This window comes from Salinimicrobium aquimaris, assembly GCF_035607535.1.
Lineage (GTDB): Bacteria > Bacteroidota > Bacteroidia > Flavobacteriales > Flavobacteriaceae > Salinimicrobium.
Window position 1 is genome coordinate 175,203 of record NZ_JAYDZX010000002.1, and the last position, 23,952, is coordinate 199,154.

Here is a 23,952-nt window from a genome sequence, read left to right on the forward strand (position 1 = left end):
CTTATTTTTAAAATCTAACAAAAGTAACACGAGATGACCGGAACCTTAAATAAAGTAATGCTAATTGGCCACACGGGAGATGATGTGAAAATGCACTATTTTGAAGGAGGTGGTTCTATAGGACGTTTTCCCTTGGCGACAAACGAAGTCTACACCAACAAAACTACTGGTCAAAGAGTAGAGAATACCGAATGGCATAGTATTGTGGTTCGAAATAAAGCTGCAGAAATTTGTGAAAAGTACCTCAAGAAAGGAGATAAGGTCTACATTGAGGGAAGGATCAAGACCAGGAAATGGCAGGATGACAAAGGGGTGGAGAGATATTCCACAGAAATACAATGCACAGATTTCACCTTTTTGACACCTAAAGAAACAGCCGGTTCTGGAGACAGTTCAGGTGCCGGTTATGGTCAATCCCAGGGCCAGGGCCAGGGACAGCAGCAGCCAAGTCAAACCCGTTCCAATACGGCGTCAAATCAGCCTCAGAGTTTCGCACAGGAGGAAGATGATGACCTTCCGTTCTAAGTTTAATTAAAAACTACACATTTGGATCCCGATCCTGCCAGTTTTATACCTCTTTTTGTCGATAACCTTCCGCAACTCATAGGAGTAGTTGCAGCGCTGCTTTTGCTGGTTTCCTCTGCCCTCATCTCGGGTGCCGAGGTTGCCCTGTTTTCTCTTACTCCGGCCGATTTTGAGCCCGAAGAGTCTAAAAGAACAGTTAAGGAGCAGATTGTTATTAATCTCCTCGATAAGCCTAAAAAGCTGTTGGCTACTATACTTGTGGCCAATAACATGATCAATATTGCCATTATTCTTCTGTTCGACAATCTCACCGATAAGGCTTTTGAAAATATTGATACTGTGGTCATGGGCGTTGACCTTCAGTTTGTGCTGGAGGTGGTGGTGGTAACCTTCCTCATCCTGCTTTTTGGGGAAATACTCCCTAAAGTCTATGCCAGCCGAAACAAAGTGTTCTTCTCACATTTTATGGCTTACCCATTAAACGTTCTGGACAGGCTGTTTTCTCCTTTAAGTATTCCCATGCGTGCAATGACCCTTCAGATCCATGAGCGACTGGGAAATCAAAAAGCGGGTCTAAGTGTGGATCAACTTTCGCAGGCTCTTGAATTAACCAGTCAGCACGATACTACCAAAGAGGAGCACAAGATCCTTAAAGGGATAGTTTCCTTTGGGAACACAGATACCAAACAGGTTATGCGCCCCCGAATGGATATTTTTGCCCTTAATGAGAATCAGCCTTACAATGAGATAATTTCAGAAGTAATTGATAATGGATACTCGCGGATTCCGGTGTACAGGGAAAACATAGACAACGTCACAGGGATCCTGTATATAAAAGATCTACTGCCCTTCCTGGAAGAAGAAGACTATGAATGGAACTCTCTTTTAAGAGAGCCATATTTCGTACCCGAGAATAAAAAGCTGGATGACCTTCTGAATGATTTTAAAAATAAGAAGAACCACCTGGCAATAGTAGTGGATGAGTATGGTGGTACCAGCGGACTTATTTCCCTGGAAGATATTATCGAAGAGATCGTGGGTGATATTAGTGACGAATTTGATGATGAAGATCTCATCTTTTCAAAACTAGATGAGAATAATTACGTTTTTGAGGGTAAAACACCTTTAAAGGATTTTTATCGCGTTATCAAACTTGAGGATCCAACCATTTTTGAGGAGAATAAAGGAGAGGCTGAAACTCTGGCAGGTTTTCTTCTGGAGATCTCCGGAAGTTTTCCCCGAAAGAATGATGTTATCCTGTTTGAGAGGTATAGTTTTACCATAGAGGCTGTGGATAAGAAAAGGATCAAGCAAATAAAGGTGAGTATTAATAAGGTATGAAAAAGTTGATTTTTACTGCTCTTTTTGGAAGCTTGATCTCCTGTGGAGATGAAGTACAGCCCAAGCCTGATGCTTACCTGGCGCTGGAATACCCAGGTGCGGTATATTCCGATTTTTCAAATGAAAATTGTCCCTATAGCTTCGAGATGAACGAGATTGCCACTGTAAAACCATCACGGGCGGGAAATAACTGCTGGATAAATATTGAATACAGCGATCTAAAAGGAACTATATTCATTACCTACCAACCTGTTAAAAAAAATCTGGATTCTTTACTGACCGATGCGCAAAAATTGCCTTTGCAGCACACAATAAAAGCAGATGCTATTAAAGAATCTGTTTACACAAATGATTTTAACCGTACCTACGGCATATTTTACGAGGTGATGGGTGATGCTGCATCCCAGGCTCAATTTTATTTGACAGATAGTACAGATCACTTTCTAACCGGGTCTGTCTATTTTGAAGCGCAGCCTAATTTTGATTCTATTTTACCTGCCGCAGCTTACCTGAAAGAGGATATACGACACCTCATGGAAACAGTGGAATGGAAAGAAAGAGACGGGAATTAGAGGCAGTTTCTTACTTTTGGGGGCTTAATTTCCCATTATGCCCAATTCTACTCTAAAGTGGATCTATTTATTCCTGCTTGCCCTGGTATGGGGTAGTTCCTTTATCCTTATAAAAAAAGGTCTCGTAGGGCTCACCGCGTTGCAGGTAGGCTCCCTTCGCACGGTATTTGCTGCAATATTCCTTCTGTTCATTGGGGTGAGGTCATTAAGGCACATCAAAGGGAAACAATGGATGTGGATCACTTTCTCAGGTTTCTTTGGGACGTTCTTTCCGGCTTATCTTTTTTCTTTTGCTGAAACAGAAATAGATAGCGCTATTGTTTCCATACTTAATTCCACCACACCATTACTTTCAATGCTGGTTGGAATTGTCCTTTTTGGAGCTGCATTTATCAGAAAGAAATTTGTGGGGGTTATGGTCGGTTTGGCCGGCACAACTGCTCTGATCTGGAGCGGAGCAAGTGTAAATCCGGACCAGAATTACTGGTATTCCCTCCTGGTGATCCTGGCTTCCCTTTTCTACGGATTCAATGCAAATGTTATCAAGAAGCACCTTCAAACCTTACCGGCCCTGGCTATTACTACCGGAAACTTCATGGTGATTGCAGTACCTGCTTTAATTGTTTTAGCATCAACAGGCTTCTTTTCAGTTGAAACGTTTTCGGCACCCCATGCACCTTTAAGTTTGTTATACATCGGGATTTTAGGAGTGGTTGGAACCGGTGCGGCATTAATAGTTTTCAACAAATTAATACAGATCTCAGATCCTGTGTTCTCAACCTCAGTTACTTACCTCGTGCCAATCGTAGCGCTGGGTTGGGGAATTCTGGATGGGGAAAAATTCACTCTAATTCAGCTTTTGTCGGGTGTAATTATAATCGTTGGAGTGTTAATTGTGAATAGTAAACCAAAAAAGCGCTGAAATCTATTTTGAGTCCTTTTAACTTTTAATTAACTTTACATTCCTTTTGAATTAGAAATCCCTATACTATGAAAAAGAGATTGTTTTTTGGTTTTGCATTTTTTGTCGGATTTACTCTTTTGATCGCCTGGCAAGTGGCGGCCGCCGAACTGGCTGATCTTCAAAAAGAAAGAGATTCGGCTATAGATAAAAGAAGTTCAGAAGTGGTCTCCTCTAAAGTGCAGTCACCACTTTTTATCTGAAAATCTTCCACCAGGAATTTAGAAAAGCTTTAACTGAATTACCTTTTTTAAAAGGTTTAATTCTAGTCTTTGTGCATAAAAAAACCGACACCTTTAAGTGCCGGTTTCATTTTTCAGGAATCTCTATTACCCTTCGAAATCTGTATCGGTAACCTGTTCATTTACCATAACATCACTCACCTGGAAGTTAAGGGTCATTGGCCCCATACTTTGAGAGATTGTAAATGGAAATTTAACGCCTTCAACTTCTCTATAGTCACTAAAGGACATTGGGATAGTCATGGTTTGAGGTCCCTGCTGTACAGTCTTTACCTGCTTGATCTTCAAACCTGATTCTGTACTATAGTAGTTAATAGTACTTTCATCCATTTTCACAGCGTAGGCTTCCTGGCCATCTACATCTTCAATACCCTGTAAAGTGGCATTTTTAGCAATTAATTCTGGAAAAGGGTGCGCTTCTGCTTTTGCTGCAATCACCTGCTCCTCGGTAAATGGGATCTTTTGCCCTTGTGCAGCAACAAATCCTGTAGCTCCATTAAAGATCTGCTTTTGCATAACATTTCCGGCCATTGAAACAATGGTAGAAGATTTACCTGAAGAGGTAACCTTTGTCTCCAGGTCCATTTTCTGTCCCTGAAGTTCTGCCTGTGCGATCATATAAACAGATTCTACATCCTTTACTGCCTCTTCTCCTCCAATTGCTTTGATGTAGTCGTTAAAAACCTTGGAAACACTTACTGAAGGATCAACTGTCTTGTTGTAGTTTGGCTTTTCGATTGCGTTAGCGTACTTGTCAAAATACTTCACGGGAATATCCTTTCCATTATAGGTAAGGTTTTCCAGATCTTCAGCTACTTCGCTTCCTTTTCCAACAACCACTATTCTCGCATTATCTGCCAGGTAGTATTTTTTAGCTACTCTCTGGATATCTTCCGCCGTTACAGCATTGATCTTCTTCAGGTAAGTCTGGTAGAAATCCTGCGGAAGGTTGTCTGTCTCGATGTTTAAAGCATATTGTGCTATAGTTGAAGGACGCTCAAGAGCTAGAACGAAATCTCCGGTATATTTGGCTTTTGCATTTGCCAATTCTTCAGCCGAAACTTTTTCATTTCTAATTCTGTGCAGTTCATCAAGGAAAGCAACAACAGCCGAGTCTGTCACGGCGTTACGAACGCTGGCACTAGCCACAAACCGTGCAACATATTTATCGTCTCCTGTGCTGGAGTAAGCTCCGTACGTATAACCTTTGTCCTCTCTAAGGTTGAGGAATAATCTGGCTTCTCCACCACCACCAAGGATCTTGTTAGCGATCAAAACCGGGAAATAATCGGGATCGCCTTTTTTAAGCTGAATGGTGTTGGTGACCTGCACCTCACTCTGCACAGCGTTAGGGAAATCTACAAAGTTTACCTGGGTTTGGGGCACGTTCTTAACTTCGGGTAAAGTAGTTTTTGGAAGCTCACTTTTCTTCCATGAACCAAAATTCTTTTCTACAAGCTTCTTTACTTCTGAAGTTTTTACATCTCCAATCACCACCAGGTAAGCATTCTGTGGCACATAGAAATTGTTGTAATACTTCTTTACATCTTCAAGAGTGATACCTTCAATAGTTTCCTTAGTAGAGAATTCCCCATACGGGTGATTCTTTCCATAGCTAAGTGCAGAGCTAATTCTTCGGGCATTGGAAGCAACATCTTTTTCTGAAGCTTTTAAGTTCTCAAGAGCTCTTTCTTTTTCAGTTTCGAATTGCTCCTGAGTAAAGTTTGGATTTAAAGCTCCCTTAGACATCAATTCCAATACTCTTGGGAAATATTTGGACAGCGTGTTGGCCGAAGCGCCACGTGAAAAGAAGTTCACGTTAGCTCCGAGGTAGTCGATCTCTTCGTTGAACTTATCTTTAGGAATGTCCTTCGTGCCTTCTCCCAATACTGCGCCCATTATACCTGCAACCCCCGCTTTTTTGCCTTCGGCGTGAGGGGGATTATCCATGGTAAGGGTCATAGAAACCCGGGGAAGTTTGTGATTTTCAACAACCAAGACTTTAAGTCCGTTTTTAAGGCTAAAGGTTTCAGGTTTACCCAGGTTGATCTCCGGTGCGGGACCTGCCTTTGGCTGTTGACTTCTGTCAATTTGTTGAGCCTGTATTCCCGTAGTAGCGAGAAATAAAAGTGCTAAGGCTAATATTTTGTTCTTCATCTTATGATTTAATTTTATTGTTCAGATTCCTTCGGAAGGTATTCCAATACCAATCTCTGGTTTTCGTTGAGGTATTTTTTGGAAACCTCTCTTATTTCCTCACGGGTAATCGATCTGTAGATATCGATCTCCTCGTTGATAAGGTCGGTGTTGCCATATAACTGCTGGTAAGTTGCCAATGAGCTTGCAATTCCTGCAACACTGCTGTTGGAGTTTATATACCTGTTCTCAAATTTATTCTGAAGTTTCTCGTATTCTCTCTGGCTTATAAGTTCTGTCTGAAGTTTTTCAATTTCTTCATCAACTTCAGCAACAAGAGTATCGAGTTCAGTTTCTCCAAGAGGAAGTCCGAAAACTACGTATTGTCCATAATCTTCCTGAGCGATGTTAAAAGCTCCTATTTGAAGGGCTTGTTTTTGATCATCTACCAGTTTCTTGTAGAGACGGGAAGATTTTCCATCAGAAAGGACTGAAGAGATCATATCAAGCACATAAGCATCACGTTCTTTCATCGAAGGCGTTCTCCAAGCAAGAACGATGGCCGGGATCTGAATGTTTGGATCGTGATAAGTAGCTTCAATTGGCTCGGTGATTGGCTCCTCCACAAATTTTTGCTTGACCACAGGATCTCCTTTTTCAATAGGACCAAAATAGTCCTGGATCATTTTTTTGGTCTTTTCAATTTCTATGTCTCCTGCAACTACAAGAGTGGCATTGTTAGGAACGTAAAATTTGTCATTAAATGCGCGGAACTCTTCAAGAGTAGCGGCATCAAGATGTTCCATGGAACCAATAGTAGCCCATCTGTACGGGTGATTCTTGAAAAGGTTCTTTTTTACAGCGGCAAGGATATTACCGTATGGGGCATTATCTACACGTAGTCTCTTCTCTTCCTTTACGACTTCATTTTGAGTGTCTACTCCCTGCTGGTCAATGACCGGGTGCATCATTCTTTCAGATTCCATCCAAAGTCCCAACTCTAGCTGGTTTGAAGGAAAGATCTCATAGTAATAAGTGCGGTCATCGGAAGTATTGGCGTTGTTCGACCCTCCATTCGAGCTTACAATCTTGAACCATTCCCCTTTTGGGATATTTTCTGTGCCTTCAAATAGCAAGTGTTCAAAAAAGTGAGCAAATCCTGTTCTTTCAGGGTTTTCATCTTTTGCACCCACGTGGTACATTACTGAGGTGGTAACTACCGGTGCCGAATTATCCTTGTGAAGGATGACATCAAGCCCGTTATCGAGCGTGTACTCGACAAATTCAACTTCCTGAGCTGTTCCTGTTACTCCCAGGAACAGACCAAAGGCAGCTAACTTAAGTTTGTTGATCATTATATTACGGTTTAAATTAAATACAATTAATAAGTAGGAGATGAGGCGGTTTTGTTACAAAAATTTTTAAAAGTTGCACAAATGGAAAGTTAGGGAAAGTTCTAAATTAACATGCTGTTAAGGCATATTTCCTCTTATTTTTTGGAAATTTATCAGGAATCACAAATATAGAACCATGAAAAGATCATCTGTTCCATTGGTATATGGAATATATATAGCCATTGCGCTAATAGCATATTTTCTCTTGTTAGCCATTTTTGAACTACATAAAAATCCGGCTTACAGTGTTTTTAATATGGTAATTACTGCAGTGGGGATCTTCTTTGCTATTAAAAAGTATCGGGACAAGAAGGCTGGAAAATTCAAATATCAAAAAGGATTTTTGGCAGGTCTCACTGCCGGTTTTATCGCAACCGTGATTTTTACCGGTTTCTTCGCTATCTATGCCAGTGAACTGAATCCTGATTTTTCTCAGGAATTGATCACCATGTGGGAAACCGATTGGTTCGTTAATATTGGGATGCTCGTCTTCACAGTTGCCCTAATGGGTTTTGCTACGTCTTTTGTAGTTGCCCTTGCCGTTATGCAGCTCTATAAGCCTAGCTGGAATACTGCTGAGGGAAAGAAACATACATATTAATTAAAGCCTTTGCAAATTAATTAATTAGGAGTATATTTGCACCCGCCTTGAAAAATCTCGGGGCGAGAACGTAAAACCTTAATTAAAGACGCTATGTACGCAATTGTAGAGATAGCAGGGCAGCAATTTAAAGTTGCGAAAGACCAAAAGGTATTTGTTCACAGACTTGCAGGAGAAGAAGGAGACAGTGTTTCTTTCGACAGAGTTCTTCTTACAGGTGATGGTGACAATATCAATCTTGGCGCCCCAGCTATAGAAGGAGCATCGGTTGACGCAAAGATCACCAGGCACCTAAAAGGAGACAAAGTAATTGTTTTCAAAAAGAAAAGAAGAAAAGGTTACCGGGTTAAGAACGGTCACCGCCAGGCACTAACCGAGATCACTATTGAAGGAATTTCTGTGAACGGTGCTAAAAAAGCAACTTCGGCTAAGAAAGAGGAAAAATCTTCGAATAAAGAAGAAGCATCAAAGAACGATCTTAGTTCCAATACAGTTGCCGAACTTAGAGAAATGGCTAAGGAAAAAGGAGTTGAAGGATATTCTTCAATGAAAAAAGCCGAATTAATAGCTGCTTTAAGCTAAAAGTTTAACAGTAAAAACGAAACAAAATGGCTCACAAAAAAGGAGTTGGTAGTTCCAAGAACGGTAGAGAATCAGAATCGAAACGCTTAGGTGTGAAGATCTTTGGTGGACAAGCTGCCATTGCCGGAAATATCATCGTTAGACAAAGAGGTACTGCTCACAATCCCGGAGAGAATGTGTACGCAGGAAAAGACCATACTTTACATGCCAAAGTTGACGGTATAGTAAAATTCACTAAAAAGAAAGACAACAAGTCTTACGTTTCAATCGAACCGTTCCAGGCTTAGTACTCTTTCTTTATTAGATATAAAAACCCTTCTGAAGTAATTCAGAAGGGTTTTTTTTATCTTTATAGTAAACCAATACCCTGAATGTCATGGATTATGTAACTATTTATTCCACAAAGGACGGGAATGAGATCGCCGTCCTTAAAAGAGTCTATAATGAAGAAGGGATTGATTACAGGATCGAGGATGCAGACCATACAGGAGAGGTGAAAAGGTTGCAGGTAGCTGAAAAAGACAAATCCAAAGCAAGGGAGCTACTCGATCAAACGGGATTCTTAACTGCGAGTCAGGCACATGTTCCGGTGCGGCGGCGAATGGCGGGGAAGAGATGGATCTTTGTTTTTTTGGCTGCATTCCTTCTTATCATAGTGGTAGTGGTGATCTTGATGTTCATGAATGTAGAGTAGAAAATCTGACTTTTAAACTAATAAAATGATGAGCTATACCACCGTTTTTGAAACCTCAGCACAAAATCAGATCATTCTGCTTAAGAATATCTTCGATCAGAACAATGTGAGATACAAAGTTCTGGATGAATCAATGAACACTAATTTTCCTCTTGGAGTAAGAGTGCAGGTTCATAATAATGACATGAAGAGAGCTGAAGCATTAATGCGTGAAAATGGCTTTTTAGAAGATCCTGCTCCCGGAGAAGGCTCTGTTTCAATGGCCAAATTCTGGTTATGGTTGGTGATTGCGCTCGTATGCCTAATCTTTGCCGCTTTCCTCATCAACTTATTGATGCAGGATTAGTAGACACGGAATTTGATTGTCTCCCCGAGCGGAGTCGAGGGGTCTCTTGCGAAGATTGAGTTTACTTTGGAACAATGAACCTTTATTGCGTCTACATCCTGAAATGCTCAGATAAACTACTTTACACTGGCATAACAAATAATATTTCCAGACGATTAGATGAGCACAATGTAGGTGCTGATAAAAACAGCTTTACTTTTAAGAGGAGACCGGTAGAAGTTATTTTTCATCAGGAGTTTAATGATGTTAATCAGGCTATCTGGTTTGAGAAAAAAGTTAAGAAGTGGAGCGCCCAAAAAAAGAGGGCTTTAGCTAATGGTAATGAAAAACTTCTTAAGCTACTAAGCGAGTGCAGGAACGAAAGTCATTTCAAAAATAAGGAAAGGAAGAATTAAATAAGAAGTCTATCTTGAACGATAGTTGAAAGGCTCGACCTGACAATACTATATTTCAGGTAAGAACAAAAATAATACCCTTCAAAAAAGTCATTTTTGAAGGGTATTTCTATTTATAGCTTTTAATCTACAGACTATCGTCTAAAGACTACCGCCCAATTTAATATCTGTAATACTCCGGCTTAAATGGACCGTCAACAGTCACGCCGATGTATTTAGCCTGTTCTTCGGTAAGTTCAGTAAGTTCTACACCAATCTTTTCGAGGTGCAAAGCAGCTACTTTTTCATCCAGATGCTTCGGAAGCATATAAACCTTGTTCTCGTACTCTCCGTTGTTGTTCCAAAGTTCAATTTGCGCCAGAGTCTGGTTCGTAAAGGAGTTACTCATCACAAAGCTCGGATGTCCTGTTGCACAACCAAGATTCACCAGGCGACCTTCAGCAAGAAGAATAATATCCTTTCCGTCGATGGTATATTTATCCACCTGTGGCTTGATCTCAGATTTCGTATTTCCGTAGTTTTCGTTTAACCAGGCTACCTGAATTTCGTTATCGAAGTGCCCAATGTTAGCAACGATTGTTTTGTCTTTCATGGCCTTAAAGTGCTCTCCACGAACGATGTCCTTGTTTCCGGTAGTGGTGATCACGATATCGGCTTTTGGAAGTACTGTTTCAAGTTTCTTCACTTCAAATCCGTCCATGGCAGCCTGTAGCGCACAAATTGGATCGATCTCGGTAACAGTCACAATAGAACCTGCACCTCTAAAGGAAGCCGCGGTACCTTTACCTACATCTCCATATCCACAAACCACAACTCTTTTCCCGGCGAGCATCACATCTGTAGCACGACGAATTGCGTCTACCGCACTTTCTCTACATCCGTATTTGTTATCGAATTTCGACTTGGTAACCGAATCGTTAACGTTGATCGCAGGCATAGGAAGGGTTCCGTTCTTCATGCGTTCATAAAGTCTGTGAACACCGGTAGTGGTCTCTTCAGAAAGACCCTTAATACCCTCAGCAAGTTCAGGATAATTGTCCAGGACCATGTTGGTAAGGTCTCCACCATCATCCAGGATCATGTTAAGCGGCTTACGATCTTCTCCGAAGAAAAGCGTTTGCTCGATACACCAGTCAAATTCTTCAGCAGTCATTCCTTTCCATGCATAGACGGGAATACCGGCAGCAGCGATCGCAGCAGCAGCCTGGTCCTGGGTAGAGAAAATATTACAAGAGCTCCAGGTCACTTCGGCACCAAGGGCTACAAGAGTTTCAATTAGAACAGCGGTTTGAATGGTCATGTGAAGACAACCTGCAATACGCGCACCCTTTAATGGCTGCTCTTTTCCATACTCTTCACGAAGAGACATGAGCCCGGGCATTTCTGCTTCGGCCAGTTCGATCTCTTTTCTTCCCCATTCTGCCAGGGAAATATCTTTTACTTTATACTTGGTATAAGGCACTGTTTTCGTTGACATATTATTATATTTGATTTAGCATTTTCAGAAATGCAAAAGTACAGAATATCTAAGAGTTATATATGCCCCTTTACAAAAGAATAACAATAAATCCTACCACTAAGGTGCTCATTTGGAAGATCGAAGAGCCTCTTGATGAACTGCGTAAAGGCATTGATCTTACCCCGTATTGCAGCGAGAGGGTGGAGGGGATGAAAAGTGAACTTCATCAAAGGGGGTTTATGAGTGTAAGGCATCTTTTGGCGGCTGCGGGTTACACAGATTTCGACCTTTTCTACGATGACGAAGGCAAGCCTCACCTGCGCGACGGTAAGTTCATCTCCATCACGCACTCCTTCAATTTCTCAGGGATCATCGTGAGTGACCGGGAAGTGGGAATAGATATTGAAAAGCAACGGGACAAGATCCTGTTGATCGCACAAAAGTTCACGCCACTTGAAGAATATCGTACAGTTGCAAATACAGAGGCCCTTATTCGAAAGCTCACCATTGTTTGGGGCGCAAAGGAGGCGGTTTATAAGCTTTATGCGCAGCCAAAAGTGAGTTTTTTGCAGCACATCAATATTATCGACTTCGATTTTGATGATCTCAGGACTACCGGAAAAATCACCTTTAACGGGGAAACCAGCTGGTATGAATTCGAATTTTTGGAATTTGAAGGCTTTACCTGTGTTTACACTCTTAGAAAAGTTTCCTGATGCCGCAGGTGCTGGAGGGAATCATTGCTTCTGAAAAAGCCGGAAATAAACTTCTGGCAGTATTGATCGATCCCGAAAAGTTCATCCCTTCAACCGCGAAGGAATTCCTTAAGAAAATCCCTTTTTTGACCACCCATATCTTTATAGGTGGCAGCACGGTTATTCCTGAAGATCTGGAGAATTGTACCAAAGCTATTAAAGCTGAAACCAGTCTTCCCGTGATCTTGTTCCCGGGAGATCACCGGCAGATTTCGAATAAAGCGGATGCGCTGCTTTTTCTGAGCCTGCTCTCAGGTAGAAACCCCGATTATCTCATAGAGCAGCAGGTTCGCGCTGTTCCTTTGATCAGGAAAACCCAGCTGGAAGTGATTCCCACCGCCTATCTACTTATCGACGGGGGCAAAGAATGTGCTGTAGAAAGAGTTAGTAAAACTCGGCCGCTATCTCAGAACGATATTTCAGAAATTGTGGACACCGCACTGGCAGGTTATTACGCCGGAAAAAAACTCATCTACCTCGAAGCCGGAAGCGGAGCCTTAAATCCTGTTTCTCCCGAAATCATTTCCGCAGTAAAAGAGGCTGTAGACCTGCCCCTTATCGTGGGTGGCGGAATTCGTACTTCAGAACAGCTGGAGGAAGCTTATAATGCAGGTGCCGACCTGGTGGTGATAGGAACAGCTTTTGAGAACGGCAGCTTTCAATGTTCAGAAAATACGGCTTTTAAAAATTGAAAATCAGTTGCTTAGTTGTGTAGAATTGGAGAATCTGTTATAAATTTAGAACAGTAAATCCAACAAATCATAATTATGAAAACTGAAAACCCTGTTGTTTGGTTTGAGATCTATGTCAATGATCTTAAACGTGCCCGGTCCTTCTACGAGAAGGTGTTTCAGGTCCAACTTTCTGAACTCGGTAATCCTACAGAGGATGACTTAAAAATGATGGCTTTTCCTTCAGATATGGATTCAAAAGGTAAAGCCTCCGGAGCGATTGTCTACATGAAGGACATGAAAGCGGGAGGTAATAGCACAATAGTGTATTTTGGGAGTGAGGACTGTAGTATAGAGGAGGAAAGAGTTGAAGAGGCAGGAGGAGAAATCCTGAGGTCTAAAATGTCCATTGGGGAATACGGCTTTGTAAGTATCATCAAAGATCCTGATGGCAATACGGTAGGAATACATTCGATGAAATAGCCACGGCTTCACAGCAAAAGACCATCTTTAATAAGATGGTCATGTTGCCGGTGCAGTAATTCAGGAGGCTTCAAAAAGGGAAGTTCTTCAGCTAATTCCTGGGAGTGAGTGCAAAAAAATCCCAAAAGAGGTAATAACTGCCTTAATCTTTCTAATTTTGAAAGAAAGAAACAAAAGACATGCAAATATCAGTAGAACTTGCACTTACTCCGCTGCAGGATGATTATGAAGCACCTATAAAAGAATTTATCAGGAAGCTGCGCAGTTCGGGATTAACCGTGATCGAGAATCCTCTTAGCACCCAGGTCTACGGAGAGTACGACAAAGTAATGGAGTATTTGACCGAAGAGATAAAAGAGACTTTTCAGGCTTCAGAGCATGTGCTGCTAACCATGAAAATTGTGAAGGGAAACAGAAGCGACTATGCAGCCGATTTTTGATTTTCTCTTTCAGCAGTATTCAGATTATCCCACCCTTTATATTGTTCTTGAGATCATTGCGGTGATCTTTGGGTTCCTTTCTGTTTGGTATTCCAAGCAGGAAAACATCCTGGTCTATCCCACCGGGATCATTAGCACAGTTATATTCGTGTATCTGCTCTGGCAATGGGAACTGCTGGGAGATATGATGATCAATTTCTATTATTCCACCATGAGTATCTATGGCTGGTATGTATGGACCCGAAAAGTTGATGCTGTACATTTTATTCCAATTACAAAGACCACTCAAAAAGAGCATTTTTGGAGCCTCTTAATTTTTATTGCTACCTGGTTGTTCACCTTTGGGATCTATGAATATTTCGATAAGTGGAACAATTGGACGGCCTACGTAGATACGATCACCACGGCTATTTTCTTTGTAGGCATGTGGCTAATGGCCCGCAAAAAACTGGAGAACTGGATCTACTGGATCGTGGGGGATATCATATCGGTTCCTCTGTACTTCTACAAGGGCCTTACATTTACCAGTTTTCAATATCTTTTATTCACAATAATAGCCTTTTACGGATATAAAACATGGAAGAAGAGCTTGAGCAGCGGCGGACACGTGGTGTCCTAAAGATCGTTCTTTTTGGACCCGAATCTACAGGAAAGACAACCCTGGCGCGGCAGCTGGCTTCTCACTATAACACCTCCTGGGTGCCCGAATACATGCGCGATTACCTTCAAAAAAAATGGGATGAGCAGCAAATGACCTGTGAACCTCATGATCTTGTGCCAATTGCAAAGGGACAAATGCTCCTGGAGAATGAAGCTGCAGCTAAAGCCAATGACCTGCTCTTTTGTGATACGAACCTGCTTGAACTGGTCGTCTACTCCCGTGCCTACTATGAGGAAACAGTAGATCCAGACCTTCTTAAACATGCGTTAAAGGCGCAATACGATCTCTATTTTTTAACGTATATTGATGTTCCATGGGTCCAGGATGATCTGCGCGACCGGCCCAAAGACCGGGAGCAAATGTTCGCCAGGTTTAAAAAAGCCCTTGATGAGAACAATTTGCCTTATCACATCTTGCAGGGCAATTTGCAGGAGCGTCTTGAGAAGGCAATAAAAATTATTGACCAACTAAAAACTCGACAAATTGAACTTTAGCGAAAAGGACATCTCTCAGTTTAGAGAAAAAGGGATCTCTCCTCAAAAAGTAGAACAGCAAATAGAAATTTTTAAAAGAGGGAACATTGTAGTCAATGTTCGCGAAGCAGCAACAGTAAGAAACGGAATTCTTGCCATTTCTGAAGAAAATCAAGAGGAACTGATTAATTTCTATGAATCCAGAAAGGATAATCTTGATCTGTTAAAATTCGTTCCGGCATCGGGTGCGGCCACCAGGATGTTTAAAGCTTTTTACAACCTGCTCAAGGAATTTGATCCTGAAAAAGATGATCTTGACGAATACATAGATCGAAAGAATGACAGAAGCCTTGAAACCTTCTTTAGCCGGATAAAAGATCTTCCTTTCTTCGACAAGGTGCGGGAAAAGGCAGCTCATTCCGAACCCGGTTTTGAAGACATGCCTGAAGCCCGACAGCATTACCTTTTTGTAAAGTACATGCTGCAGGAGGATGGACTCGATCTGGGAGATCAGCCAAAAGGCCTGGTGCCTTTCCATAAATATGAGGACCATTTAGCCACGGCATTTGAGGAACATCTGGTGGAAGCCATAGATTATGCGGCTTCAGGAAAAAAAGTGCGTATACATTTCACTGTAGCCGAAGAGCACCGGGAGAAATTCGAGGAGGAGGCACAGAAAGTGGTGCCGAGACTCGAGCGGGAAACCGGCTATAGTTTTGATGTTAGTTACTCCTATCAGGACCCGAAGACCGATACTGTGGCGGTGACTATGGATAACGAGCCTTTTAGGGATGAGAATGGAGATATTTTCTTCAGGCCCGGTGGCCACGGAGCGTTGATCGAGAACCTAAATGAGCAGGATGCCGATTTGATCTTTATTAAGAACATCGACAATGTAGTGATCCCCAAGAACAGGGAATTACTTGCCTCTTATAAAAAGATGCTGGGAGGAAAGCTGCTGCAGCTCCAGGAAAGGATCTTTGATTATCTCAGGAAACTGGAAAATGGTGCAGAAAAAGAGCAACTGGAAGAAATGGGAAATTTTCTTCAGAATGAACTTAATGCCGGACTTAGTGTGAACTTTAAGGATCTTCATGAACAGGAAAAGCCCGAAGTAATTAAGAACTTACTCAACAGACCTCTTCGCATCTGCGGAATGGTCAAAAATGAAGGGGAACCCGGAGGAGGTCCGTTTTGGGTAACCCATAAAAATGGAGAGATCTCCCTGCAAATTGTAGAAAGTGCCCAGATAGATCACGACAATTACCAGCAAAGTAAGATCGCCCAGGAGGCGACTCATTTTAATCCGGTTGATGTGGTTTGTTCAACAAAAGATTACCGTGGGGGTAAATTCGATCTCAACAAATTTGTAGATGAGGAAACAAGTTTTATTGCAAACAAGACCAAAGACGGAAAAGAACTGAAGGCTCTTGAATTACCCGGCCTATGGAACGGAGGAATGGCACATTGGAATACCATTTTTATTGAGGTTCCTGTAGAGACCTTTAATCCCGTAAAAACTGTAGCCGATCTCCTTAAACCCTCACACCAGGCACAATAGGTGGATGAACAACAACTCATAAGGGAAGCCGAGTATAAGGCTGTAAGAAGCTCGGGTGCCGGTGGCCAGAATGTAAATAAGGTCTCTTCTAAAGTAGAGCTTCATTTTTTCCTGGAACAATCAGAGGGTTTAACCGATGAAGAAAAGCAGCGGGCGCTGGATAAATTATCTTCAAGACTCACCAATTCCGGGGAGTTGATCCTACAGTGCGAGGAATCGCGGAGTCAGCACAAGAATAAGGAGATCGTCACCCAGAGATTCCTGGAGCTCCTAAAGCAGGCTCTCGTAAAACCAAAAAAGCGCAAGAAAACAAAGATTCCAAAAGCTGCAAAACTTAAACGGCTCCGGGAAAAGAAGAAACTTTCAGAAAAGAAGTCGGCGAGAAAGGATCCTTTAAAAGAGTAAATCTGAGGAATTTTTCCACAGAAAATTGGGGAAAAAATTTCGATTCCCGCAATTCCACATAATCTTAAATTTTAGCGAAAGCCCTTGTTTTACGGGGGCTTTCCTGTTGTTATACCATCTTGGCGCGATTTTGCTATTACTAAAGATCAATCAAAGATGGTAACAGAACCACAACAAGAAAACCTAAAACTAAAAACTTAGAACTATGAAAAAGTTATGTCTTACAGTAGTAGCCGCATCTGCATTATTGTTTTCGGCTCAAAATTTATCAGCTCAGGAAGTGGCACAAGTGGAAGTAGAAGAAACAGTTGTACAAAGAGCTCAGGACGATTTTAGACAGATTGAAATACAGGAATTGCCTGCCGAAGTCCAGCAAGCCGTTGAACGTGATTTTGCCGGAGCTACAATATCTGAGGCTTATGTAAAAGAACATGAGGGGGAGCAAAAATTCAAACTTAAGGTAAGCACAGCCGAAGGTGAGGATTTGGAACTTTATGCTGATGCGAAAGGTAACTGGATTGATAAAGACAAGAAAAAGGAAGATAAAGACGATTGGGAAAAGTAATCTGATCGCGACCATCGCAAAAGGAGAAACCGACTCCTGATGGCAGATCTCTCACGGCACATGTATGTTAGATTAATTGTTTCTTTCTTAATTACTATCCCCTACAGTAGTAGCTAAGGAAGTCAATAGGGAGAATCTGAAGAAACGGAGTTATTTACCCTAACGGGGAAAATTTCAGAGAGGGAGCTAATAAAATAGCTCCCTTTTTTATGCTTATTTTTGGTTTTAAGGGACTTAAAAATTCTAATTTTGTTAATATTCAAAAGTACCCATGACCAAAATTCTTTTAGTTGAAGATGACGTAGCGTTTTGCACTATGCTCAAGACTTTCCTGGTAAAGAAGGAATGCGATGTAGATGCTGTATATACTGCTACCGAGGCTCTCAATCTTATTGCGAAGAATAAATATGATGTGGTGATCTCAGACGTTCGCCTTCCCGATAAAGAGGGATTGGAGATCCTGCAGGCTGTCAATCAAAAAGCTGAAAAAACCGGAGTGATCATGATGACCAGCTATGCCGAAATAAGCATGGCTGTGAATGCCATTAAGGAGGGGGCACTCGACTATATCGCCAAGCCATTTCATCCCGAGGTAATACTAAAGGCCATTAATGATGCTTTGGAAAATCCTGTTTCCTCAAACACTCCGCCACCTAAGAAAAAGCCGACGTCACCTTCCAGAGATACCTATATCAAGGGTGGAAGTGAAGCCTCCTCGAAACTTAATAATTACATTGAACTTGTCGCTCCCACGAATATGTCTGTTTTGATCATGGGTGAAAGTGGTACGGGAAAAGAACAGATTGCAAAGAGTATTCATCAAAAAAGTAAGCGCAGCACAGCAGCATTTGTGGCTGTAGATTGTGGTGCCATTCCGCGGGAGCTGGCATCCAGTGAATTCTTCGGGCATGTAAAAGGTTCGTTTACTGGTGCCGTGAACAATAAGACCGGACACTTTGAAGCTGCAAATGGCGGAACTCTATTTCTGGATGAAATAGGAAATCTCAACTATGAATTACAGGTGCAATTGCTTCGGGCCTTGCAGGAACGAAAGATCAAACCTGTGGGCAGTAATGAGGAGATACGTGTTGACATACGGGTAGTTGCGGCGACAAACGAAGATCTTTTTGAAGCTGTCAAAAAAGGGGATTTTAGAGAAGATCTTTATCACCGTCTCAACGAATTTTCTATAAAGGTTCCTGCGCTTAAAGAGCGAAAGGAAGATTTGATGATCTTCGCGAATTACTTCCTTGACAGCGCCAATGAAGAACTGGAAAAGGATATTTCAGGTTTTTCTGAAAAGACAGTTATTGCATTTAAGAATTACAACTGGCCCGGAAATCTTAGGGAGCTTAAAAATGTAGTAAAAAGAGCAGTTCTTTTATCTGAAGGAGAATACATTTCCTCCTCCTGTTTGCCGTCTGAAGTTCTTCAGGCAAAAGATAAACCTAAAGAAGAGCAGGACTACAGCCTTTTCAAAAACCGCAATGAACAGGAAATGATCCTGGAAGCTTTGGAAAAGACCCACGGAAACAAAAGTAAAGCTGCAAAACTTCTCTCCATAGATCGCAAAACGCTCTACAATAAGCTGAAGCAGTACGGGATCAATTTGTAATCTCTTCCCGCAGGCTTTCCAGCAGATCGTTCACTTCCTTTACCAGCAGCGGAATATCTACTGCCCGTCGTTCCTTGCCTTGAGGATCTTCAAGAATAGCTAATTTTTCGATGAGATGAGGTACCTGTAGCTGTCTGAACATAGGGAGCATCTTATGAGCTACCGCAGAGACCTTCTTTTTTTGCCCTTTTTGAGAGGCCAGTTCCAGTGCCAGTAAATTTGACTGGGTACTTTCAATAAATGCAGTTAATATCGCATCCATGGCTTCGGGATCCTCTCCTGCAAAATTTCTGATCTCTGTTAGGGTATAATTCTTTTCTGAATTTGAGGGAGCAGGGGCGGGAGGAGAATCTGTTTCCAGTTGAAGGTTTAACAGGTCACTGATGATCTCGAGTAAGTTCTGGGAGGAATAGGGTTTTAGAAGGCTGCCGTTAAATCCCTTTTCAAGATAGTCGGCCGCACTAACATCGGGCTGTCCCGATAACGCAACAACCGGAAGCTCCTTAAGAGCAGGATCTTTCCTGATCTTCTTAAGCAACTCAAAGCCATTCATTTTTGGCATCTGTATATCGGTAAGCACAAGGTCTGGCCGGGAAGTCCGAATCTTTTTTAGTGCTTCTTTTCCGTTTTGTGCTGTGCGATATGACATGCCCGCATTCCTGATCAATTCTTTTAGTAGCCCCAGTTGTGCCGGTTCATCGTCAACTATCAGGACAGAGATTTTTTCAGGATCTTTAACTACAGGGTTTTTGTTGATGGTTGGCTGCTCATTGGTAGCAGCGTACTCCACTGGGATCTCGATAAGAAAGGTACTGCCTTTTCCCGCTTCACTCTCAAGACTTATCTTCCCTTCCAGAAGATCTGTGAGTTTCTTACTTATGGACAATCCCAGGCCTGTTCCTCCGTAACGCTTTTCAATGCTGCTATCCTCCTGTGAAAATTCTTCAAATACCTTTTCTTTTTGTTCTTTGGAGATGCCAATGCCGGTATCTTTTACTTCTATACACAGAACCGGATTGTTTCTCGCCAGTCGCAACCATGCCCTGACTTCCACGCTCCCTTCGGGCGTGAACTTGCAGGCATTGTTCACCAGGTTTATAAGGATTTGTTTGATCCTAAAAGGATCTGTGATCACAGGCCGGTCCAGTTCGGGAGCTATGTTAACCCGTACCTCCACATCACGCGGCTTCTCGGGAGGGACGGCATTCTCCACGGTTTCTTCGATCAGGTTTTTTGGATTGAATGCCAGTTCCTCTATGGACATCTTACCTGCTTCCAGCCTCGAAAGGTCCAGCAGGTCATTTACCAGGCGCAGGAGATAATCTGATGATCTTTTGAGCTGGGTCAAATAACGATTCTGAGATTTATTGAGAGGGCTTTTTTCCAGCAGTCCTGTGTAACCTATCATGGTATTGAGAGGGGAGCGCAGATCATGGGTCACAGTATTCATAAATTGCTCCCGGCTGGAAAGAAGGGATTCGGCATAAGTCTTCGCTGCTTCAAGTTCCTGCCTGTACTGCTGACTTCTGGAGACATCTTTTACTACGAGAAAAACAAAAGTAAGGATCACGAATAGACTCGCAATTCCAAGGAACATAATGATCTGCGAAGTTTCTTCTACCGTCTCCTGCCAGGCCTCGACTTGGTCCATTGAGGCCATTCTTTCTTCAGATTCCAGGGTGGTCAATAATGTTCTAAGCCGGTTGTTCAGCTGAATTTCATTCGCCAGCAACTGGTCTTCCTGCTTCTTTAATTCCTGCCTGTACCGCCTTTCCTGTGATTCTAATTGACTTAATACTGTTTTTACTGAATTGACCAGGGAATCTATAGTTATAGCCGGGGGATTTGGACTGGGGTTTTGCTCGTTGGCGTACTCCAGTAATTTTATGAGCAGTTGCCTTTGATGAGGTTGAAGATCCTTGAATCGCTGGTCATAGTTTCGGGTTTCAAAATTCTCATCTACTCTTTGTAACTCTGAAAGGACGCGTGAGTAGTAGCTATCAATTTCTCCACGAGCCCGCAATAATAACAGTTCTTCCAGGTTTTGGCTCTTGCGGCTAAGGAGGGTGTTGATGCTGTCAATTTCCTGGTCAAGAGAACTGTCGGTTCTATAGTTTTGAAGAGAAGCCAGAGTGGATTTGATGGAATCTATTTTCGCGTTATAGGTTTCCAGCCCGTCAATATTTCCGGTTTGGATAAGTTTGCGGCTCAGGCTCTCTGCTTCGTATAACTTTGCTGCAGCTTCGCTTACCAACAGGAGCTTTTGATTGCCTGTGTAGCTTCTGCTGGTCATGCTGGTATAGCTTGTCACCTGATTATAAATAAACCACACCGCCATGCCCATGAGAGCGGCAAGAATAATGTAACCGGCAAAGACCGTGAATGTTATGGAAGCCTTTTTCTTAGCCATATTTCATCTGAAATTATAAAGTTAAAAGCTTTCTCATCCAAACGGTGAAAAATTAGGTTAAATCAAAAAAAAGCAATTACCTTTGCGGCGTCTCAAAGGGGTGCTAGTTCCTGTGAAAGCAGGAGGAAGCTGAGATCATACCCAAGGAACCTGGGCAGGTAATGCTGCCAAGGGATAGGTGCTCAAAGAAGCACTGCGCAAGTATAGCACTCCTGTTAACCATATTGTGGTTTTCAGGATTTTTTATTTTATAACAACAGGAATAATTGCCCCTTTTATTCGTAACCATTAAATTACGAATGAAAAACATTTTTTTCTTTTTCAGTTTTTTTCTCGCCGCACTCGGTGGATTTTCACAGGAATTTCAGGTAACAGGAACAGTAACCAGAGGAGAGATCCCCATTGAGGGTGCTCTTGTTCAGGTTGAAGGCCGGTCCCGCTACACTCAGACTTCGGCAGAAGGAAGATACAGCCTTAGCCTTGAAAAAGGGACTTATAACCTGATCTTCTCCTACGGAAACAAAAAGCGCCTTCGCGTTGATCTTTCAGAAGATATGGTTCTCAATGTGGATATGAATGACGCCGAAGAGGTTCTCGATGAGGTATTTCTTTCCGCAGTGAGAGTAACAGCCAGCTCTCCAATTACCTATAGCAACCTTTCTAACGAGGAGATCGAGGACCGCAATTTGGGACAGGATATCCCCAGCTTAATGCAATACATGCCCAGTGTGGTGACTACCAGCGATGCCGGTGCCGGAATTGGCTATAGCAGCATTCGCGTAAGAGGTACAGAAGCCCGGGGAATCAATGTCACTATTAATGGAATACCCTATAACGATGCAGAGAGCCAGGGAACGTTCTGGGTCAACCTTGGGGATTTCGCTTCTTCTGTAGAAGATCTTCAGCTACAAAGAGGGGTTGGTACATCCACAAACGGAGCAGGTGCTTTTGGTGCCAGCCTTAACATCCTTACAGACAGGTACAACTACGAGCCTTCCGCCGAGATCGCCAATAGCTTTGGATCTTATAACACCCGAAAACACACAGTTAAATTCAGTACGGGATTATTTGATGATCACTGGGAATTCAATGGAAGAGCTTCAGTTATAAAAAGCGACGGATATATTGATCGGGCATCAACCGACCTGAAATCTTACTTTTTCCAGGGGTCTTACGTGGGAGAAACCACTCTCATCAAGGCGTTGACCTTTGGAGGTAGTGAAGTTACATACCAGGCCTGGGATGGAATAGATGCAGATCAGCTAGAGGAGGATCGCAGGTTTAATCCTGCAGGTGCTTATGAAGATGATGAAGGGAATCTTCAATTTTACGACAATCATGTGGATGACTATAAACAGGATCACTTTCAGCTGCTTTGGAATGAGCGTTATGGCAACGGCTGGTCTTCTAATATAGCTTTACACTACACCTACGGAAGAGGTTTCTACGAGTCATATCGTGCAGGAGAGGACCTTGCCGAATACAACCTGCCTGCTTTTACTGCCAATGGAGAAGAGGTTACAGAGAGTGACCTGGTCACACAAAAATGGCTGGTGAATGATTTCTACGGTACTACCTTTAACCTGGAGTATGAGAATGAAAAGCTGGAAATCATCACGGGAGGTGCCTGGAACAACTACGAAGGAGATCATTTTGGAGAGGTGATTTTCACTCGGTTTGCACCAAGCCTGCCAATGCACAGGTATTACCATAACCAGGCCAGTAAAAGTGACTTTAGTCTTTTTGGGAAAGCTACCTATGCTGTAAGCAAAGATCTTAGCCTTTATGGAGACCTTCAGTTAAGGACAATTAATTATGAAGTAAATGGTTTTGAAGAAGAGAATGTGCCATTTATTATTGATGACGCCCATACCTTCTTCAATCCTAAAGCAGGATTTACTTATTCATTTTCTGAAGCCAGTCGCCTTTACTTTTCATTTGCCCGGGCTCACAGGGAGCCTAACCGAAGCGACTACGAAGCAGGAAATCCTGAACCTGAAGAATTGAACGATTATGAATTGGGGTGGAGATTGAGATCTGGAATTCTTCAGCTCAACTCAAACCTTTATTTTATGGACTACCACAATCAATTGGTTTTGACCGGGGAATTAAATGACGTTGGCGCCCCGATTAGAAGGAATAGTGGAAATTCTTACCGCCTGGGTCTTGAGCTTGATGCTGTTGTAAGATTTCATCAAAAGTTCAGCTGGAGACCAAATGTGGCTATAAGCCGAAACAAGAATGACGAGTGGTTTGCAACCTGGGACGGGGAGTTGCGCAGCTTCGGAAAAACTGACATTTCCTATTCCCCCGAAATCATCGCCGGTAACATCTTTGAATACCGACCTGTTGAAGGACTCGAAATCAAATTCCTTACAAAATATGTCGGAGAGCAGTATATGAGTAATCTTGAGAATGAGGCTTCCTTGCTGGAGAGCTACTTCGTAAATGACCTGAATTTTCAGTACACCTGGAGGAAAGCTCCTCTGTTTGAAGAAGTGGTATTTACCGGGTTGATCAATAATATCTTCAGCGAGGAGTATGTGTCAAACGGTTACTACTACACCTATGACTGGGATGGGGTGACCTATGACGGTGCGGGATATTATCCCCAGGCTACCCGTAATTTCCTGGTAGGAATGACTTTAAGATTCTAAGAAAAAAA

At 42.3% G+C, this 23,952-nt stretch carries 26 protein-coding genes; 22 read left to right on the plus strand and 4 right to left on the minus strand.

Features of this window, described 5'->3' with window-relative positions; all coding sequences use genetic code 11:
• The first annotated feature begins 33 nt into the window (after positions 1 to 33).
• The 5 genes from VR862_RS04695 to VR862_RS04715 all read left to right on the plus strand — a co-directional run bounded on the left by VR862_RS04695 (position 34) and on the right by VR862_RS04715 (position 3,602).
• Positions 34 to 525 carry a single-stranded DNA-binding protein gene (locus VR862_RS04695; protein ID WP_324719808.1) on the plus strand — a complete coding sequence of 164 codons (492 nt, stop codon included), beginning with the start codon at positions 34 to 36 and terminating at the stop codon, positions 523 to 525.
• Between the two features lie 21 nt (positions 526 to 546).
• On the plus strand, positions 547 to 1,866 hold the full coding sequence (locus VR862_RS04700) for a gliding motility-associated protein GldE (RefSeq protein WP_324719809.1): 1,320 nt from the start codon (positions 547 to 549) through the stop codon (positions 1,864 to 1,866).
• Entirely contained in the window at positions 1,863 to 2,438 is a 576-nt protein-coding gene (gldD, locus tag VR862_RS04705; RefSeq protein ID WP_324719810.1) for a gliding motility lipoprotein GldD, read from the plus strand. The genes VR862_RS04700 and gldD overlap by 4 nt, the downstream gene beginning before the upstream one ends.
• 37 nt (positions 2,439 to 2,475) lie before the next feature.
• Positions 2,476 to 3,360 carry a DMT family transporter gene (locus VR862_RS04710; RefSeq protein WP_324719811.1) on the plus strand — a complete coding sequence of 295 codons (885 nt, stop codon included), beginning with the start codon at positions 2,476 to 2,478 and terminating at the stop codon, positions 3,358 to 3,360.
• A 68-nt stretch (positions 3,361 to 3,428) separates the two neighbouring features.
• Positions 3,429 to 3,602: a hypothetical protein gene (locus VR862_RS04715; RefSeq protein WP_324719812.1), complete on the plus strand. Its 174-nt coding sequence runs from the start codon at positions 3,429 to 3,431 to the stop codon at positions 3,600 to 3,602.
• Between the two features lie 126 nt (positions 3,603 to 3,728).
• Here VR862_RS04715 and VR862_RS04720 read toward each other — a convergent pair whose 3' ends face one another.
• Both VR862_RS04720 and VR862_RS04725 read right to left on the minus strand, forming a co-directional pair.
• The gene (locus VR862_RS04720; protein ID WP_324719813.1) at positions 3,729 to 5,798 is read right to left on the minus strand and encodes a M16 family metallopeptidase; all 2,070 of its coding nucleotides are present in this window, start codon (positions 5,796 to 5,798) and stop codon (positions 3,729 to 3,731) included.
• Positions 5,799 to 5,812: 14 nt separating this feature from the next.
• A complete protein-coding gene (locus VR862_RS04725) occupies positions 5,813 to 7,132 on the minus strand; it encodes a M16 family metallopeptidase (protein WP_324719814.1) in 1,320 nt (439 codons plus the stop codon).
• A 175-nt stretch (positions 7,133 to 7,307) separates the two neighbouring features.
• Here VR862_RS04725 and VR862_RS04730 point away from each other — a divergent pair, with 175 nt between their 5' ends.
• The 6 genes from VR862_RS04730 to VR862_RS04755 all read left to right on the plus strand — a co-directional run bounded on the left by VR862_RS04730 (position 7,308) and on the right by VR862_RS04755 (position 9,789).
• The gene (locus VR862_RS04730) at positions 7,308 to 7,772 is read left to right on the plus strand and encodes a DUF4199 domain-containing protein (protein ID WP_324719815.1); all 465 of its coding nucleotides are present in this window, start codon (positions 7,308 to 7,310) and stop codon (positions 7,770 to 7,772) included.
• 93 nt (positions 7,773 to 7,865) lie between these two features.
• The gene (gene rplU / locus VR862_RS04735; RefSeq protein WP_324719816.1) at positions 7,866 to 8,354 is read left to right on the plus strand and encodes a 50S ribosomal protein L21; all 489 of its coding nucleotides are present in this window, start codon (positions 7,866 to 7,868) and stop codon (positions 8,352 to 8,354) included.
• Between the two features lie 26 nt (positions 8,355 to 8,380).
• Positions 8,381 to 8,641: a 50S ribosomal protein L27 gene (gene rpmA, locus VR862_RS04740; RefSeq protein ID WP_324719817.1), complete on the plus strand. Its 261-nt coding sequence runs from the start codon at positions 8,381 to 8,383 to the stop codon at positions 8,639 to 8,641.
• Positions 8,642 to 8,730: 89 nt separating this feature from the next.
• Entirely contained in the window at positions 8,731 to 9,048 is a 318-nt protein-coding gene (locus VR862_RS04745; RefSeq protein ID WP_324719818.1) for a putative signal transducing protein, read from the plus strand.
• 25 nt (positions 9,049 to 9,073) lie between these two features.
• Positions 9,074 to 9,394, plus strand: coding sequence for a putative signal transducing protein (locus VR862_RS04750; protein ID WP_324719819.1), 321 nt, complete (start codon positions 9,074 to 9,076; stop codon positions 9,392 to 9,394).
• Positions 9,395 to 9,468: 74 nt separating this feature from the next.
• Complete coding sequence (locus VR862_RS04755; RefSeq protein ID WP_324719820.1) at positions 9,469 to 9,789, plus strand: GIY-YIG nuclease family protein; 321 nt, start codon at positions 9,469 to 9,471, stop codon at positions 9,787 to 9,789.
• Positions 9,790 to 9,949: 160 nt separating this feature from the next.
• On the opposite strand, the gene ahcY is transcribed toward VR862_RS04755, so the two are convergent.
• Positions 9,950 to 11,266: an adenosylhomocysteinase gene (ahcY, locus tag VR862_RS04760; protein WP_324719821.1), complete on the minus strand. Its 1,317-nt coding sequence runs from the start codon at positions 11,264 to 11,266 to the stop codon at positions 9,950 to 9,952.
• Between the two features lie 62 nt (positions 11,267 to 11,328).
• On the opposite strand from ahcY, the gene VR862_RS04765 reads away from it, so the two are divergent.
• The 10 genes from VR862_RS04765 to VR862_RS04810 all read left to right on the plus strand — a co-directional run bounded on the left by VR862_RS04765 (position 11,329) and on the right by VR862_RS04810 (position 18,877).
• Positions 11,329 to 11,964, plus strand: coding sequence for a 4'-phosphopantetheinyl transferase family protein (locus VR862_RS04765; RefSeq protein WP_324719822.1), 636 nt, complete (start codon positions 11,329 to 11,331; stop codon positions 11,962 to 11,964).
• Positions 11,964 to 12,695: a phosphoglycerol geranylgeranyltransferase gene (locus VR862_RS04770; RefSeq protein WP_324719823.1), complete on the plus strand. Its 732-nt coding sequence runs from the start codon at positions 11,964 to 11,966 to the stop codon at positions 12,693 to 12,695. The genes VR862_RS04765 and VR862_RS04770 overlap by 1 nt, the downstream gene beginning before the upstream one ends.
• Positions 12,696 to 12,770: 75 nt before the next feature.
• Positions 12,771 to 13,157, plus strand: a complete 387-nt coding sequence (locus VR862_RS04775; protein ID WP_324719824.1) for a VOC family protein — start codon at positions 12,771 to 12,773, stop codon at positions 13,155 to 13,157.
• A gap of 179 nt (positions 13,158 to 13,336) precedes the next feature.
• Positions 13,337 to 13,597 (plus strand): YkoF family thiamine/hydroxymethylpyrimidine-binding protein, encoded by a 261-nt coding sequence (locus VR862_RS04780; RefSeq protein ID WP_324719825.1) that lies wholly within the window; start codon positions 13,337 to 13,339, stop codon positions 13,595 to 13,597.
• Positions 13,581 to 14,216, plus strand: coding sequence for a nicotinamide riboside transporter PnuC (gene pnuC, locus VR862_RS04785; protein WP_324719826.1), 636 nt, complete (start codon positions 13,581 to 13,583; stop codon positions 14,214 to 14,216). The genes VR862_RS04780 and pnuC overlap by 17 nt, the downstream gene beginning before the upstream one ends.
• Positions 14,174 to 14,752 (plus strand): AAA family ATPase, encoded by a 579-nt coding sequence (locus VR862_RS04790; RefSeq protein WP_324719827.1) that lies wholly within the window; start codon positions 14,174 to 14,176, stop codon positions 14,750 to 14,752. The genes pnuC and VR862_RS04790 overlap by 43 nt, the downstream gene beginning before the upstream one ends.
• The gene (locus VR862_RS04795) at positions 14,742 to 16,292 is read left to right on the plus strand and encodes a DUF4301 family protein (protein WP_324719828.1); all 1,551 of its coding nucleotides are present in this window, start codon (positions 14,742 to 14,744) and stop codon (positions 16,290 to 16,292) included. The genes VR862_RS04790 and VR862_RS04795 overlap by 11 nt, the downstream gene beginning before the upstream one ends.
• The gene (arfB, locus tag VR862_RS04800; protein ID WP_324719829.1) at positions 16,293 to 16,697 is read left to right on the plus strand and encodes an alternative ribosome rescue aminoacyl-tRNA hydrolase ArfB; all 405 of its coding nucleotides are present in this window, start codon (positions 16,293 to 16,295) and stop codon (positions 16,695 to 16,697) included.
• 205 nt (positions 16,698 to 16,902) lie between these two features.
• Positions 16,903 to 17,262, plus strand: a complete 360-nt coding sequence (locus tag VR862_RS04805; RefSeq protein ID WP_324719830.1) for a hypothetical protein — start codon at positions 16,903 to 16,905, stop codon at positions 17,260 to 17,262.
• 271 nt (positions 17,263 to 17,533) lie between these two features.
• Positions 17,534 to 18,877, plus strand: a complete 1,344-nt coding sequence (locus VR862_RS04810; protein WP_324719831.1) for a sigma-54-dependent transcriptional regulator — start codon at positions 17,534 to 17,536, stop codon at positions 18,875 to 18,877.
• On the opposite strand, the gene VR862_RS04815 is transcribed toward VR862_RS04810, so the two are convergent.
• Positions 18,867 to 21,287 carry a hybrid sensor histidine kinase/response regulator gene (locus VR862_RS04815; protein WP_324719832.1) on the minus strand — a complete coding sequence of 807 codons (2,421 nt, stop codon included), beginning with the start codon at positions 21,285 to 21,287 and terminating at the stop codon, positions 18,867 to 18,869. The genes VR862_RS04810 and VR862_RS04815 overlap by 11 nt on opposite strands.
• A gap of 299 nt (positions 21,288 to 21,586) precedes the next feature.
• Between VR862_RS04815 and VR862_RS04820 the strand changes: the two genes are divergently transcribed.
• Complete coding sequence (locus VR862_RS04820) at positions 21,587 to 23,944, plus strand: TonB-dependent receptor (protein ID WP_324719833.1); 2,358 nt, start codon at positions 21,587 to 21,589, stop codon at positions 23,942 to 23,944.
• Positions 23,945 to 23,952: the final 8 nt, after the last annotated feature.